The organism is Candidatus Accumulibacter cognatus (assembly GCF_000584975.1).
In the GTDB taxonomy this organism is placed as follows: Bacteria; Pseudomonadota; Gammaproteobacteria; order Burkholderiales; family Rhodocyclaceae; genus Accumulibacter; species Accumulibacter cognatus.
This window is the reverse complement of record NZ_JDST02000112.1, coordinates 13,815-27,861: the sequence shown is the minus strand read 5'-3', so window position 1 is coordinate 27,861 and position 14,047 is coordinate 13,815. Positions and strand designations below refer to the sequence as shown.

The window sequence follows — 14,047 nt, the reverse complement described above, 5'->3', positions numbered from 1 at the left end:
CTCGAATTCTACAGCCCATTACACCAGACAATTAAAGTCATTTGTTACCTAGTTCAGTAGAGTTCGTCCCCGACGGTTCGACCCTGGCGACCGATCCGCAATTGCTCTATTTTACTTCCGGCACGACTTCCAAACCCAAGCTGGTGTTACACAGCCAGCAGAGCTATCCGGTCGGACATCTGTCGACCATGTACTGGCTCGGACTACAGCCTGGTGACGTGCATTGGAACATCAGTTCGGCCGGCTGGGCGAAGCACGCCTGGAGCTGCTTTTTCGCACCGTGGAACGCCGGCGCGACGGTATTCATCTACAACTACTCGCGCTTTGCTGCGGCGTCGATCCTTGAAACGCTGGTCCGATGCTCGGTGACCACCCTCTGTGCGCCGCCGACGGTATGGCGGATGCTGATCCAGGAAGACCTTGGCAAGTATCCGGTCAAGGTACGCGAACTGATCGGTGCCGGCGAGCCGCTGAATCCGGAAGTCATCGATCAGGTCAAGGCCGCCTGGGGAATCACCCTGCGCGACGGTTTTGGCCAGACCGAAACCACCGCCCAAGTCGGCAATTCGCCCGGACAGACGGTCAAGCTCGGTTCCATGGGTCGCCCGATGCCCGGCTATCAGGTGCGCCTGGTTGATGTTGACGGTCAGGTCTCCGACGAAGGCGAAATCTGTCTGATGCTGTCGCCGCGTCCGCTCGGGCTGATGATCTCCTACGACGACGACCCCGAGAAGACCGCCGAGGTGATGCGTGATGGCTTCTATCACACCGGTGACACCGCCTCCGTCGATGCCGATGGCTACATCACTTATGTTGGCCGCGCCGACGACGTGTTCAAGGCTTCCGACTATCGCATCAGCCCGTTCGAACTCGAGAGCGTCCTGATCGAACACGAGGCGGTCGCAGAGGCTGCCGTCGTGCCGAGTCCCGACCCCCTGCGCCTGGCCGTACCAAAAGCGTTCCTGACCTTGCGCGCCGGCTATGAACCAGGGCGTGAACTGGCGCGCGACATCTTCGTATTCCTGCGCAGCCGTCTGTCGCCGTACAAGCGTGTGCGACGACTCGAATTCGGCGAACTGCCGAAGACCATCTCAGGCAAGATTCGTCGCGTCGAACTGCGCAAGGGCGAACAGGGTCGGGATCGCGCCGCCACGACGCGCGGGGAATTCGAATACTACGAGGAGGATTTCGAGTTCTAGTCGAACGATCCGGTCTGGCATTGACAGGCAGGGTTGGCGGCCTGAGCTTGTCGAGGGCCGCGATCATCCTGCCATTCGCCCTGGGGTCGGGACAGACCGAAGGGTGAATGGCCTTTCCAGATTTGTCCTAACGGTCATGACTTTTCCAGACGCCCCCGATCATGAAAGTCATGACCGTATTTCCTCTCCCCCAACCCCTCTCCCGCGAGGAGAGAGGGGAGGTTCGTGAGTCGCTGACGCGACTTTCACATTAACCGGGACCTTCAGGATCCCTGGAGCTTTGCCATGGCTCGACCGGAAAAGATTCGCCTCGGCGATCTGCTCGTTCAGCAAGGCCTACTCACTGACGAACAACTCAAGTTTGCGCTCGATGAGCAAAAACGCAGCGGACGCAAGCTGGGCCGCATCGTCGTCGACAGTTCATTTGTCACCGAAGAGGCGATTTCGCAGGCGCTCGCAAAACAATTGCAAGTTCCCTACGTCGATCTCAGGCACTTCAATCCACGCGCTGAACAGGTCAATCTCCTGCCCGAGGCGCAGGCGAGGCGTTTTCGCGCGGTCGTGCTCGACGAGATTCGCGGCCGACTGCGGGTTGGTTTCGTCGATCCCACCGACCTGCAGGCTTATGACGAAGTCCTGCGTCTTCTGCGTCGCGAAATCGACTTGGTGGTAGTGGCCGAGGGCCATTTGCTGGCGCTGGTCGATCGCGTCTATCGGCGTACCGAAGAAATCAGCGGCCTGGCCAGGGAACTGACCGCCGAACTGGAAGATGTGCCGATCGAATTTGGCGGCCTGATCGGAACGGCTACGGGTGCCGAGGAAGCTCCCGTCGTCAAATTGCTGCAGACCGTATTCGAAGAAGCCATTCGTTCGCGTGCTTCGGATATCCATATCGAACCACAGGATCGCTCGCTGCGCGTTCGTTTCCGTATCGACGGCATCTTGCAGGTACAGATGGAAGCCGATGCCAAAATTGCCCCGGCCCTCTCTCTGCGTCTCAAGTTGATGTCCGGACTCGACATCTCGGAAAAGCGCTTGCCGCAGGACGGTCGTTTTGCCATCAAGGTGCGCAACAACCAGATCGACGTGCGGATTTCGACCATGCCGACGCAGTACGGCGAGTCGGTCGTGATGCGCCTGCTGAACCAGAACACCGGACTGCTCGGGCTGGATCGGCTGAACATGCCGCCACCTACGCTCGAACGTCTGCGCCATGCGATACGTCGTCCCAGTGGCATGGTGCTGGTCACCGGTCCGACCGGCAGCGGCAAGACGACGACGCTCTATGCTGCCCTGTCCGAACTCAATACCACCGAGAAGAAGATCATCACCGTTGAAGACCCGGTGGAATACCGGCTTCCCGGCATCAATCAGGTGCAGGTGCACGAGAAGATCGATCTGTCCTTCGAGCGGGTGTTGCGTTCCGCACTGCGACAAGATCCGGACATCGTTCTGGTCGGCGAGATGCGCGATCAGACCACCGCTGAAATCGGCATGCGCGCCGCGATTACGGGCCACATGGTACTCTCGACCCTGCATACCAACGATGTCATCTCGACCCCCATTCGACTGCTCGACATGGGCGTTCCCCGTTACATGGTTGCACTATCGTTGCAACTGGTGCTGGCACAGCGGCTGGTGCGGGTGATCTGCGGCAACTGCGCCGAACCACACCGCCCGTCGCCGCAAGAACACGAATGGCTGCGCTACGAGTTGGGCGACACGGTCGACCAGCACCGCTTCCTGCAGGGGAAGGGCTGCCTGCATTGCGCCGGAACAGGCTACCAGGGTCGTACCGGGGTTTACGAGATGCTCGAAATGACCAACGAAATTGTCGAGGCGATCAACGTCGACGACACGGGCAGCTTCGTTCAGGCGGCACGCCGGCAGATGGCCGGCGAAACGCTGCGCCGCGATGCCCTGCGACTGGTGGTGCAAGGCCGCACGACCATCGAGGAAGCGATGCGCATCAGCAATCAGTTCGAAGATTGAGGATGCCGAACTTCGCTTACAAAGGACGGAACGCTGGCGGAGATCTCGTCGAGGGATCGCTTGAAGGGGCGAATAGTGGTGCCATCGTCGATTTTCTGCGCGGGCAGGGACTGACGCCGGTCGAGATCAGGGAGAGCAGGGCGGGCGAACCGGCATCCCGCCGGAAAGTCACGCTGTTCAGGCAAAAAATCTCGCCAATCGACCTCTTGCTCTTCAGCCGGCAGATGCATCGACTGCTCAAATCGGGCGTACCGATCATGCGTTCCCTGAGCGGTCTGCAGGAAGCGGCGATCAATCCCGAGATGAAGCGCGTCATTGGCGAGGTTCGCGAGAGTCTGGAAGGCGGTCGGGAATTGTCACAGACCCTGGCCCGGCATCCGCGCGTTTTCTCGCCGTTCTACCTGTCGATGGTTCGTGTCGGTGAAGCGACCGGTCTGCTCGACGAAGTTTTCTTCCGCCTGTTCGAGCACCTTGAGTTCGAGCGCTACATGCGCGAACAGGTTAAATCGGCGTTGCGCTACCCTAGCTTTGTGGTGTTGGCGATGGTGATGGCCCTGGTCATCGTCAATCTCTTCGTGATTCCTGCCTTTGCCAAGGTCTTTGCCGGTTTTGGGGCCGAATTGCCGATGATGACCCGGCTATTGCTCGGCTTTTCCGATTTCATGGTGGCTTACTGGCCATCCCTGTTGCTTGGTGCCATCGGCTGCGGGATGGCCTTTGGCATCTGGCTGCGAACGACCCCGGGGCGTTACCGCTGGGACCGGATATCCCTGAAATTTCCGATTGCCGGCAAAATCCTGCACAAGGCTGCGCTTTCCCGCTTCGCCCGCAGTTTTTCTCTGGGAATGCGCAGCGGCGTTCCGGTCATGCAGGCCTTATCCAATTCGGCGCAAACGGTCGATAACCGTTACATCGCGCATTGCATCGAAGGAATGCGCGAAAGCATCGAACGGGGCGAAAGCCTGTTGCGCGCCGCCATCAGTTCCGGCATCTTTACCCCCGTCGTCCTGCAGATGGTGGCTGTCGGGGAAGAGTCGGGAGCGGTCGATGACATGATGGAAGAGATTGGCGACATGTACCGGCAGGAAGTCGAATACGAACTCAAGACGCTCAGCCAGCAGATCGAACCGATTCTGATCATCATGCTCGGCATCATGGTGCTGATCCTGGCGCTGGGCATCTTCCTGCCGATGTGGGATTTGGGCAAGGTGGCCATCAAGCGGTGATGCCGCGGGAGATCCGGCGTTCCGGCCACGATGCCACTTCGCACTGGTTCGAGTGGGCCGTGCTGTGGGTGGTGGTCGGCTTGCTGGCCTTCGGCCTGTTGTCGGCCTTGCACGATGCCAGTGAACGAGCGGAAAGGCTGGCGGTCGAGTTGACCATCCGCAACATGCGAACCGGGATGCAGCTGGCCATGGGTGAAGCGCTCATGCAGCAGCGGGAAAGTGAAATCGCTGCATGGGTGGGTAATAACCCTGTACACTGGATGGGTTCAGATCCGGCAGGGTATCGCGGTGAGTGTTCGGCCGCAGAAAGCCGGGAATTGCCCGCAGGGGCGTGGTGTTTTGACCGTGACCGTCGCGAGCTGGTTTATCGGCCACGCCATACCAGCCATCTGCGTGTTCCTTCGGCGGACAGCGGGGATCGCTGCAATGTCTTGGGCTGGAGTGTGACGCGCGTGCCGGAACGAATGGCGAGTGGCGCTTTTGTGGGCCTGAAATTGGCCGCCACTGCAGACTGCCGATGGGTTTTGGGTAGAAGTTGAAATATCGGTAAAGAAATCGGCGATTTTTGCCGTCATCAGGCCATGAGGCGTATCTTTCCGTTTCTGTGGCTGTTCTGGGAGCTTAGGCAATGCGGCGTACAGCACAAGGTTTTACCCTGATCGAACTCATCATCGTGATTACCATCATCGGCATTCTGGCGGCGGTGGCGCTGCCGCGCTTCATCAACGCCCAGCAGGATGCGCGCATTGCCAAGGCACAAGCCTTGTTCGGCAGTGTCCGTTCAGCGGCGGCGCTGGCCAGATCCCGTTGCGAGCTGGATCTGGCCGGAGGAGCAGCGGTCGGCGCCACCTGTACGGCAGCGGCCGGAACCGCGAACATGGACGGCACCGCCATCGCGATGGTCAATCGTTATCCGGCGGCGACCGTGGCGGGCATCATCGCCGCCACCCAGATCGATACGGTCAATGATGGCGTCACGGTTGCCGTCGGGCCGCCGCTGACGATCACGATCAACGGCGCAACGACTGCGGCGAACTGCCGCATCAGTTATACGGCAGCGACGGCGGCTCTGGCACCGGTCATCACGCTGAATACAGCGGGTTGTTGATATTTCTTACCAAGGAGAAAACCCATGAAACAAATGCAGCGTGGCTTTACATTGATTGAACTGGTGGTGGTGATCGTCATTCTCGGCATCCTGGCGGCCACGGCCTTGCCGAAGTTCGTCGATCTGACCGACGATGCGCAGACGGCCGCGATCAAGGGCGTCAGTGGTGGGCTGGCCTCTGCAGATTCGATCAACTACGCGGGTTGTTCGGTCATTGGCAATGTCGCGACCGCCGGCAAGTGCGTCAAGATGACCAAATGCTCGGATGTCGGCACGCTGATGCATCCTTCGATGACCCTGGGCACCGCTTGCAGCACTTCAGCGTACTACCTCACCGCGGATACCGCCGCGAGCACCACCAACGGGACTCCGGTGACCTGCACGTTGAATATGGGCAAAGGATCTCCTTGTGCTTCAGGCTGGACTGCAACGTATGTGGTCACGGGTGCGGGTAACTAGGCACGATTCCAGACAGGATACGACCTCACTGCGGCAGCGGAGCGATCCGTGTTCGGCAACCCGCGCGTTGCTCACGCTGCTGATGTGGTTCTGTGCCTGCTCCACCGAAGCCGCGATTGTCTATGTCGACGCCAGCAGCGGCCTGAATCCGGCCATCCCGACCGATGGCACGGCAGCGGCGCTGGTCATTCCCAAACCGGCCGGCGTCACGCCCGGAATGGCGCTGATCGCTTCGATCGCGGCGCGTCCGCAGCAGCAAAATCCTCCCGGCGTACCGCAGGGGGTCGTGTGGACGCCGCCGCCCGGCTGGAACCTGATGACCTCGACGAATCAGCCTGGTGGTGGTCTGTTAACCTTGCCACAGGGCATGACCCTGCTGACCTACTACCGGATTGCCGGCACTTCGGAGCCCAACAGTTACACCTGGACTTTCGTCAATAACTACCTCAATCAGGGCGGCAGCGCGGTCGGCGGCATCCTTGCCTTCTCGGGGGTGGATACTTCCGCCAGTCCGATCGACGTCTGGAGTCAGCGCCTGACTGCCAGCGGCCTGACGCATGGCACGACCTCGATTACGACGACCGTCGCCAACACCATGCTGGTTTCGTCGATCAGTTACCTTTCGGGGAGCAGCTTTGCCAATCCCACGGGCATTGCCGGTATGACCGAGCGCCTCGATGTCCGGGCGCCGGCGGTAGAGAGTGATATCGGTACGACACTCCAGATGGCGACGGCGCCGTGGGCGGCCATCGGCGCCACGGGGGCCACGGAGGCCGTTGCTGCGGGCAATGCCGATACCGGGGTCGGCCACCTGATGGCCCTGAAACCTTCCCTGCGCGACCTCAACCTGGCCATGAGCCGCAGCAGCCCGCTGGTGCCGAGCGGAACCGCCAGCTACACCCTGACCGTGACCAACATCGGCTCCCTGTCGGAGCCCGGGCCGCTGAGCATCGTCGATACCTTGCCGACGGGGGTGACCTACGCTTCGCTATCGGGTGCCGGATGGTCCTGTTCGGTGGCTGCGCAAGTGCTGACCTGCACGAATGCAGGTGCGCTGGCTGCCGGTGCTTCGGCAACGCCCCTGGTGATCAATGTCAGCGTGGCGGCCAGTGCCAACGGGGTTCTGGTCAATACGGCAACCGTATCGGGTACGGGTGGCGACGGCAATCTTGCCAACAATACGGCGACCGATACCTACGTCTTGCTGCCGAATCCATACACCTATTACCCACTGGACGAAACGGCCGGGGCAAACATTTTTACCGATACCAGCGGTAATGGCCGCCATGCCTCGCAACTCGGGAGTGCGACGACCACCGGCAACCCGCCCGGCAGCGGCGCGGCCATTTCCGGTAGCCCCGGTACCTGTGGCGTGGCCAGCATCCCGTCGGGAACCAGCGCGATTGGCATCAATACGGCCATCGACGTGAACAATATCGGTAACGCCGGTACCATTGCCTTCTGGTATCGCAGCAATGCGAAATGGGACGACACAAATTCGCGCATGCTCTTCGATGCCTCGAACGATCTGGGAAATCCTGTGCTGGACAAGCACTTCTTTCTGATCAAGGATGGTTCCGGCAGCTTGCGCTTTGCCCTTGAAGATACCTCCGATACCGATTCCAGGGCGAGTTCGGTGGCCTACAATTTTGCAGCCAATGTCTGGCATCACATCGCGGTAAGCTGGGATCTCCCGGCCAACAGGCTGTACATTTATCTCGATGGGAACACCAGTCCAGTGGCCAGTTCGGTGACGGCAAGCAACGGTGTTCTCGGCGATATGGCACCCCTGTATTTCGGCGCGCAGCACATGACGAAAATCAATGGCATCCCAGCCGGCTACACGGCCAATACGGCCAACGGTGACATTGACGAGATTCGCATCTACAACCGCGCACTCACACCGTTGGAAATCGAAGCGCTTGCCGGTTTGGTCCATGCCTGTGCGGCGACCGTGGATCACTATGAATTGTCGCTGCCGACCTCCAGCATTGCCTGTTTGCCGACATCAGTAATCGTAACGGCCTGTGCCGACGCCAGCAGCCCCTGCAGTAATCGCCAGGGAGCCGTGAATGGCAAAACGGCGACTCTGGCGACTTCGTCCGGCACGCTTTTCAGTCCGGTAGTTTTTGATTCGACCGGCATTGGCAGTGCCACCTTGAGCTACCCGGCCGCGGTGAACGGAACTGGAGTGACGGTCACCCTCTCCGGTGAGCAGACACCGGCCACCAATCCGCGAAAATGTTGTCCCGATGGCATCAACTGCGTGCTCGCCAGCAGTTGTGCGACGACCTTCCATACGGCCGGGTTCATTTTCTCGACGGCCAGTGATGCGCTGGAAGCAACCGTACCCGATCAGGTTGCGGGGGTGAACTCCGCTTCGTACTGGTTACGGGCGGTCAAGACGAATACCTCGACCAAGAGCTGCGAAGCGGCGTTTACCTCGCCACATCCGGTGACCTTCAACTACCAGTGCATCAATCCGTCCGCATGCAGCAGTGGCAACCTGTTGTCGATTGGAGGCTCGGCCATCGGTACCGGAGGCACATCGATCAATTTGTCCTTCGATGCCAACGGCAACGCCAGCCTGGGTTCCTTCAATTTCGTCGATGTCGGGAAGATCGGCATCTCGGCCACCGCGACGGCGGGCGGTGCAACCCTGTCAGGGACGGTGAAAGGTACGGGCGGATCGGGGTTTGTGGTCAGGCCATATGCATTCGTGCTAACCGATATCAGGCAGACCGCTGCTCCAAACACGGCTAACCCGGGTGCTGCCGATGCTTCAGGAGGCGCGTTTGTCAGAGCAGGAGAAAATTTCTCGGCCACGGTGAGCGCGGTCAATGCCGCATGTGCAGCGAATCTGTCCACCTATACGCGCCTGATCGACATTCCATCTGCGTGCCTCACCCGGAATTTCGGCAAGGAAGCCCCGCCCGAATCGGTCATGCTCAGCCGCGCACTGGCCAGTGGCCTGGTCGAGCTGACCAACAACCCGGCGCTCGGCAATCCGGCCGCCTTTGGCAGCTTTAACAATGGCTCGGCTAGCAACACCACGCTGAACTGGAGCGAAGCAGGAATCATCACCCTGACGCCCAGCGTCGGCGATGGCAATTATCTCGGTGCCGGCGAGACGGTCGGCATCACCAGTGGCAAGGTCGGGCGCTTTTATCCTGACCATTTTGCGATTACCGCCAGCCCGCCAAGCGCTGGCTGCGGCACCTTCACCTATTTCGGGCAGGATGGCTTCACGACTCCCTTCACCCTGACCGCGCAGAACACCGCCAATGTCACCACGCGGAATTACACGGGTTCGTTCGCCAAATTGGGACTCACCACCTGGAGTCATTTTGCCTTCACCACGAGTTCCGCCTTACCCGCCGGCTCAACGCTCTCAGGCAGTGCCACGGCGCCGAGCGGCACCTGGAACCAGGGCGTTGCCACGGTCAGTGCCAAACACCAGATCAGCCGCCCCAGTGCATTGGCCGGTGAAACCAGCGTCACGCTGTTTGCCCGGCCGACGGATAGCGACGGAGTCACCATGATCAACGCCAGCGCGGTTCAAACGGCGAGTACACCGTTGCGCTATGGCCGCCTGTGGTTGGGCAATGCCTACGGTTCGGAGCGCAATGATCTTTCCTTACCCTATGAAACGCAGTACTGGAACGGTTTGGCCTTCATCAGGAATACGCTTGATGGCTGTACGGCACTGAGCACGGCCAACGTCGGCATCGGAAACTATCAGGGCTCGGTCAACGGCAGCAGTCTGCCGACGGGATCGATCACGATGGGCGCGTTCAGTAGCGGCGTCGGCACGGTTAGACTGAAGGCTCCGAATGCGGCGGGCAGCGTCGATGTGGTATTGCGTCTCGATCCTGCGCTGGCCATGTGTCCGGCCTGGGCGCCAACGTATCCGGCGGGAACGGCAAGATCCGCGACCTACCTGCGCGGCAAATGGTGCGGCGCGGCCTTCGATCGCGATGCCGTGGCACGAGCGACCTTCGGTATTTACAGCAGCAACACCAACCGTCAGATCTATCTGCGGGAAGGCTTTTGATCCCGTTTGATGGCCATGAGAAAATGAGAATGCGCGGTTTTACGCTGATTGAGCTGATTACCGTGCTGATCCTCGTCGGCATCCTGGCCATTGTCGCATGGCCGCGATTTCTTGACCGGAACGTCTTTGAATCGCGAGGGTTTTACGATGAAACCAAGTCCCTGCTGCGTTATGCTCAGAAGACGGCCGTGGCGCAGCGGCGCACGGTTTGTGTGACCCTGGGGGCGACCGGCGTAGGCTTGACGATCGCCGCGGCGGCCAACTCGAATGTTTGCGATACCCCGCTGGCTTTGCCCAATCCGCCGCGGGGTGGCACAGGGCTGTCTTCGTCGGTTGCGGCCTTGCAGTTTCGCAGCCTGGGCGATACTGATCAGGCGAGCAATGTAACCATCAACGTGGCCGGCACGGCCGGTACAATGACCATCGATCATACGACCGGTCATGTTCACTGAAACCGCCTGTCAGCGCTCCAGTCAGGGTGCGAATGAAAGTGTTGGTCGAAGTACTTGGTTCGATGGAAAGGCGTTGGCATGGGGTGATCGCCCCTCCCCCCTCGCGGGGGAGGGGTTGGGGGAGAGGGGGTCATGGTTGCACACGACTTCGTCGAATCCTTGCGAAAACAAGTGGTCAGAGCCGTCAATCTGCTCTGCTGGCCTCTGCGAGGGCATGGACGCCCCCTCTCCCCGAACCCCTCCCCCGCGAGGGGGGAGGGGAGCCTGTCGGACTCTCCCAACACTTTCATTTACCCCCTCCAGTCAACGTGGCTTGACACTGATCGAGCTGATCCTGTTCATCCTCATCATCAACGTGGGGATCTTCGGCATTCTCGTGGTGATGAATTCAGGCACCCGAGCGAGTGCCGACCCGATGCTGCGCAAGCAGGCCGTAGCAATGGCCGAGGCAATTCTCGAAGAGGTGCTGCCTCGGGATGCGACGGCAACCCTGCCGGAAACCGATTTCAATACCTGTTCCAACCGCGCCCTGTATGTCGGCGTGACGGATTACACCTGCTTTGACGGAGCGCCTGCAAGCGCCGTCATCCGCGGTGTCGATACGCTCGGTGCAACGTTGATCCCTGCTCTCGCGAATCTTTCGGCAACGGTGGCCGTGACCGCGGTGAACGTTAGCGGGGTTGCCATGCAAAGGGTCACTGTGACCGTGACGGGCGGTGGGCAGGAAATCACGCTGTTCGGCTATCGCGCCGCGGGTTTCTGATCATGAATGGCCTGCGCACCAGGAATTGCGGCTTCACGCTGATCGAGGCGATTGTGGTGATCGTCATCACGGGCATCATTGCCAGTATGGTGGCAGTGTTCATCCGCACGCCAGTCGATGGCTACCTGGATGCCGAACGCCGGGCAGGTCTGACCGACATCGCCGATACGGCGGTGCGGCGCATGGCCCGGGACATCCGGCTGGCCTTGCCGAATAGCGTGCGAACTTCAGCGGACGGGTCCGGGTTGTGCATCGAATTCATTCCGACCAAGATCGGCGCACGCTATCGCGCCGAAGTCGATGGGACGACCGGGAATGGCGATCCGCTGGACTTTACGGCGATTGACGATCGCTTCGATATGCTCTGGCTGAACAGCACCTTGCCCGCCGACAGCCGGATTGCCGCGGGCGATGTCGTGGTGGTGTTCAACGACGGCAGCTCCAGCGGTGATGCATATACCGGCATCAACGCCATTCAGGTAGCGACGGTGGCCGAGCCCGGCGGCACGCCAAACACCACCGCGATCAGCTTTGTCGGAGTTGGAGCGGCAGCGCCCTTCGGCCGCAAGCAATTGCCGAGTCAATCGCCGGGTAACCGATTCCAGGTGATCCCGGCCGGCTCGCACGTGGTTTCTTTCCGATGTGACGGAGGATCACTGACCCGGCATGTGCGTGTTCTGGGTGCGGCCTGGACACCACCGGCGACCTGCGCGGCGATGGTCGCTGGGGCAACCTCTTCGGTGTTGGCAAGCAATCTTGGCAGTTGCAGTCTCACTTATGATCCGCCGGGAGTCAGTACCGGACTAAGCCGCTTCGGCATGGTCTCGATGTCCCTGGGGATTACCGATGTGGCTTCCGGCGAGACTATTTCTCTTTATCACCAGGCGCACGTGGACAATACGCCATGAACCGCCGACGAACCCGTTCAACGGTGATCGCTCAGGGCGGTTTCGCCCTTGTCTCGGCGATCTTCCTGCTCGTCGTGCTGGCGGCTCTGGGTGCTTTCATGCTCACCTTCTCGAATACCCAGCAGCTCACTTCCGCGCAGGATGTGCAGGGTTCGCGAGCGTACTGGGCGGCAAAAGGCGGTGTGCAATGGGCGGCAGGAGTGATCATCGCCAGCAACGCGTGTCCGCCAGGTCAACCGGCGTTTACCGACGGATTTACGGTATGGGTGACTTGTACCTCGAATACTTACACGGAAGGCGCAAGCAACCGGACGATTTTCTGGGTGACATCCACCGCTTCGGCGGGGGGGGCGGTCGGTAATGCTGGTTATGTCGAAAGACAGATTCAGGTGTTCATCGAAACGGATTGACGTGGCAGAGCCGGCAGGCATGAATCAGGTTCAGATCACCTTCGAGTAGCGGGTACGCTGCCGGTCGGCACGCAGATAGCGGTCGAAGACCATCGAGATCGCTCTGACCAGCATGCGGCCGCGCGGCAGCACGCTGATCCATTTGTCATCGACGCGAACCAGGCCGGCATCGACCATTTCGTGGAGATCGTCGAGCTCGGTGGCGAAATAGCTCTTGAAGTCGATCAGGTGGGCGATTTCGATCGACTCGATCGACAGTTCGAAATGGCACATCAGCGACTGAATGATCGAACGCCGCAGCAGGTCATCCGCGTTCAGCTCGATGCCGCGGTAGACCGGCAGGGTGCCGCTGTCCAGCCGGTCGTAGTATTCGTCAAGGGTCTTCACGTTCTGACTGTACGTGGGTCCGACCTTGCTGATCGACGAGATGCCGAAGGCCAGCAGATCGCAGTCCGAATGCGTCGAATACCCCTGGAAGTTGCGGTGCAGACGCCCCTGCCGCTGCGCGACCGCAAGTTCATCGTCGGGTTTCGCGAAGTGGTCCATGCCGATGTAGACATAGCCCGCGTCGGTCATCCTGCGAATCGCCAGGGCAAGAATCTGCAGACGCGCGTCGGCGGAGGGCATGTCCGACTCCAGGATGCGGCGTTGCGGCTTGAACAGACTGGGCAGGTGGGCGTAGTTGTAGATCGAGACGCGATCCGGACTGAGCTCGATCACGCGGTCGAGGGTGCGTCCAAAGCCCATCACCGTCTGCTTCGGCAGGCCGTAGATCAGGTCGACGCTGATCGACTTGAAACCGGTGGCGCGTGCTGCGTCGATGACGGCGCAGGTTTCTTCCTCGCTCTGCACGCGGTTCACGGCCAACTGGACGCTTGCATCGAAATCCTGCACGCCGACGCTCATGCGATTGAAGCCCAGTTCGCCGAGCAGTTCGACGGTGCTGCGATCCACCTTGCGCGGATCGACTTCGATCGAATACTCGCCGCCCTCGATCAGTCTGAAGTGCCTGCGTGTCGCGGCCATCAACTGACGCATCTCGTCGTGTGTCAGAAAGGTCGGAGTACCTCCTCCCCAGTGCAACTGCGCCACTTCCTGATCGCCACCTTCGAGATAGCTGCTCTGCAGAGCCAGTTCACGTGCCAGGTATTTCAGGTATTTGGCCGAACGACCATGGTCCTTGGTGATGATCTTGTTACACGCGCAGTAATAGCAAATGGTGTTGCAGAAGGGAATGTGGAAGTACAATGACAGCTGTCGGCTGATGGCGCCAATATTGCGCTTGCCGAGCCAGAGTCTGGAGGCATCTTCGCCAAAGGCTTCAACGAAGCGATCCGCTGTCGGGTACGACGTGTAGCGCGGACCGTTGATGTCGAAACGGCGGATGATCTGAGGATCAAAAACCAGGTTGCCTGTGGCAGAGTTCATGTTCCCACGACACTAATTATTGTCTGCATTATCGGGCCGAGGCGATGC

Annotated in this window: 11 protein-coding genes and 1 pseudogene; 11 read left to right on the top strand and 1 reads right to left on the bottom strand. The window is 60.2% G+C overall.

Features of this window, described 5'->3' with window-relative positions; genetic code table 11:
- Nucleotides 1-62: 62 nt before the first annotated feature.
- From AW06_RS18270 to AW06_RS18220, 11 genes and pseudogenes are all read left to right on the top strand, one after another.
- Nucleotides 63-1,199 (top strand): annotated as a pseudogene (locus AW06_RS18270) (AMP-binding protein); the annotation flags it as partial.
- Nucleotides 1,200-1,484: 285 nt separating this feature from the next.
- Entirely contained in the window at nucleotides 1,485-3,191 is a 1,707-nt protein-coding gene (locus AW06_RS18265) for a GspE/PulE family protein (RefSeq protein ID WP_034953178.1), read from the top strand.
- Between the two features lie 2 nt (nucleotides 3,192-3,193).
- Complete coding sequence (locus tag AW06_RS18260; protein WP_034953177.1) at nucleotides 3,194-4,417, top strand: type II secretion system F family protein; 1,224 nt, start codon at nucleotides 3,194-3,196, stop codon at nucleotides 4,415-4,417.
- Nucleotides 4,417-4,956 carry a hypothetical protein gene (locus tag AW06_RS18255; RefSeq protein ID WP_034953175.1) on the top strand — a complete coding sequence of 180 codons (540 nt, stop codon included), beginning with the start codon at nucleotides 4,417-4,419 and terminating at the stop codon, nucleotides 4,954-4,956. Before AW06_RS18260 ends, AW06_RS18255 begins: the two co-directional genes overlap by 1 nt.
- 89 nt (nucleotides 4,957-5,045) lie before the next feature.
- Entirely contained in the window at nucleotides 5,046-5,525 is a 480-nt protein-coding gene (locus tag AW06_RS18250; protein WP_034953173.1) for a prepilin-type N-terminal cleavage/methylation domain-containing protein, read from the top strand.
- 24 nt (nucleotides 5,526-5,549) lie between these two features.
- Nucleotides 5,550-5,984 (top strand): prepilin-type N-terminal cleavage/methylation domain-containing protein, encoded by a 435-nt coding sequence (locus AW06_RS18245; protein ID WP_034953171.1) that lies wholly within the window; start codon nucleotides 5,550-5,552, stop codon nucleotides 5,982-5,984.
- Between the two features lie 67 nt (nucleotides 5,985-6,051).
- On the top strand, nucleotides 6,052-10,038 hold the full coding sequence (locus tag AW06_RS18240; RefSeq protein WP_034953169.1) for a DUF6701 domain-containing protein: 3,987 nt from the start codon (nucleotides 6,052-6,054) through the stop codon (nucleotides 10,036-10,038).
- Between the two features lie 29 nt (nucleotides 10,039-10,067).
- Nucleotides 10,068-10,490: a GspH/FimT family pseudopilin gene (locus AW06_RS21150; protein WP_246148354.1), complete on the top strand. Its 423-nt coding sequence runs from the start codon at nucleotides 10,068-10,070 to the stop codon at nucleotides 10,488-10,490.
- A 313-nt stretch (nucleotides 10,491-10,803) separates the two neighbouring features.
- On the top strand, nucleotides 10,804-11,253 hold the full coding sequence (locus AW06_RS18230) for a hypothetical protein (RefSeq protein WP_034953167.1): 450 nt from the start codon (nucleotides 10,804-10,806) through the stop codon (nucleotides 11,251-11,253).
- 2 nt (nucleotides 11,254-11,255) lie between these two features.
- On the top strand, nucleotides 11,256-12,161 hold the full coding sequence (locus AW06_RS18225) for a prepilin-type N-terminal cleavage/methylation domain-containing protein (protein WP_034953165.1): 906 nt from the start codon (nucleotides 11,256-11,258) through the stop codon (nucleotides 12,159-12,161).
- Nucleotides 12,158-12,571, top strand: a complete 414-nt coding sequence (locus AW06_RS18220) for a hypothetical protein (protein WP_034953161.1) — start codon at nucleotides 12,158-12,160, stop codon at nucleotides 12,569-12,571. The genes AW06_RS18225 and AW06_RS18220 overlap by 4 nt, the downstream gene beginning before the upstream one ends.
- A 30-nt stretch (nucleotides 12,572-12,601) precedes the next feature.
- Here AW06_RS18220 and hemN read toward each other — a convergent pair whose 3' ends face one another.
- Complete coding sequence (gene hemN, locus AW06_RS18215) at nucleotides 12,602-13,999, bottom strand: oxygen-independent coproporphyrinogen III oxidase (protein WP_034953158.1); 1,398 nt, start codon at nucleotides 13,997-13,999, stop codon at nucleotides 12,602-12,604.
- Nucleotides 14,000-14,047: the final 48 nt, after the last annotated feature.

What these genes read in the sequence shown, in the direction of transcription:
- AW06_RS18265 (WP_034953178.1), top strand. Translation starts at nt 1,485, where the DNA reads ATGGCTCGACCGGAAAAGATTCGCCTCGGCGATCTGCTCGTTCAGCAA.
- AW06_RS18260 (WP_034953177.1), top strand. Translation starts at nt 3,194, where the DNA reads ATGCCGAACTTCGCTTACAAAGGACGGAACGCTGGCGGAGATCTCGTC.
- AW06_RS18255 (WP_034953175.1), top strand. Translation starts at nt 4,417, where the DNA reads ATGCCGCGGGAGATCCGGCGTTCCGGCCACGATGCCACTTCGCACTGG.
- AW06_RS18250 (WP_034953173.1), top strand. Translation starts at nt 5,046, where the DNA reads ATGCGGCGTACAGCACAAGGTTTTACCCTGATCGAACTCATCATCGTG.
- AW06_RS18245 (WP_034953171.1), top strand. Translation starts at nt 5,550, where the DNA reads ATGAAACAAATGCAGCGTGGCTTTACATTGATTGAACTGGTGGTGGTG.
- AW06_RS21150 (WP_246148354.1), top strand. Translation starts at nt 10,068, where the DNA reads ATGCGCGGTTTTACGCTGATTGAGCTGATTACCGTGCTGATCCTCGTC.
- AW06_RS18225 (WP_034953165.1), top strand. Translation starts at nt 11,256, where the DNA reads ATGAATGGCCTGCGCACCAGGAATTGCGGCTTCACGCTGATCGAGGCG.
- AW06_RS18220 (WP_034953161.1), top strand. Translation starts at nt 12,158, where the DNA reads ATGAACCGCCGACGAACCCGTTCAACGGTGATCGCTCAGGGCGGTTTC.
- hemN (WP_034953158.1), bottom strand. Translation starts at nt 13,999, where the DNA reads ATGAACTCTGCCACAGGCAACCTGGTTTTTGATCCTCAGATCATCCGC.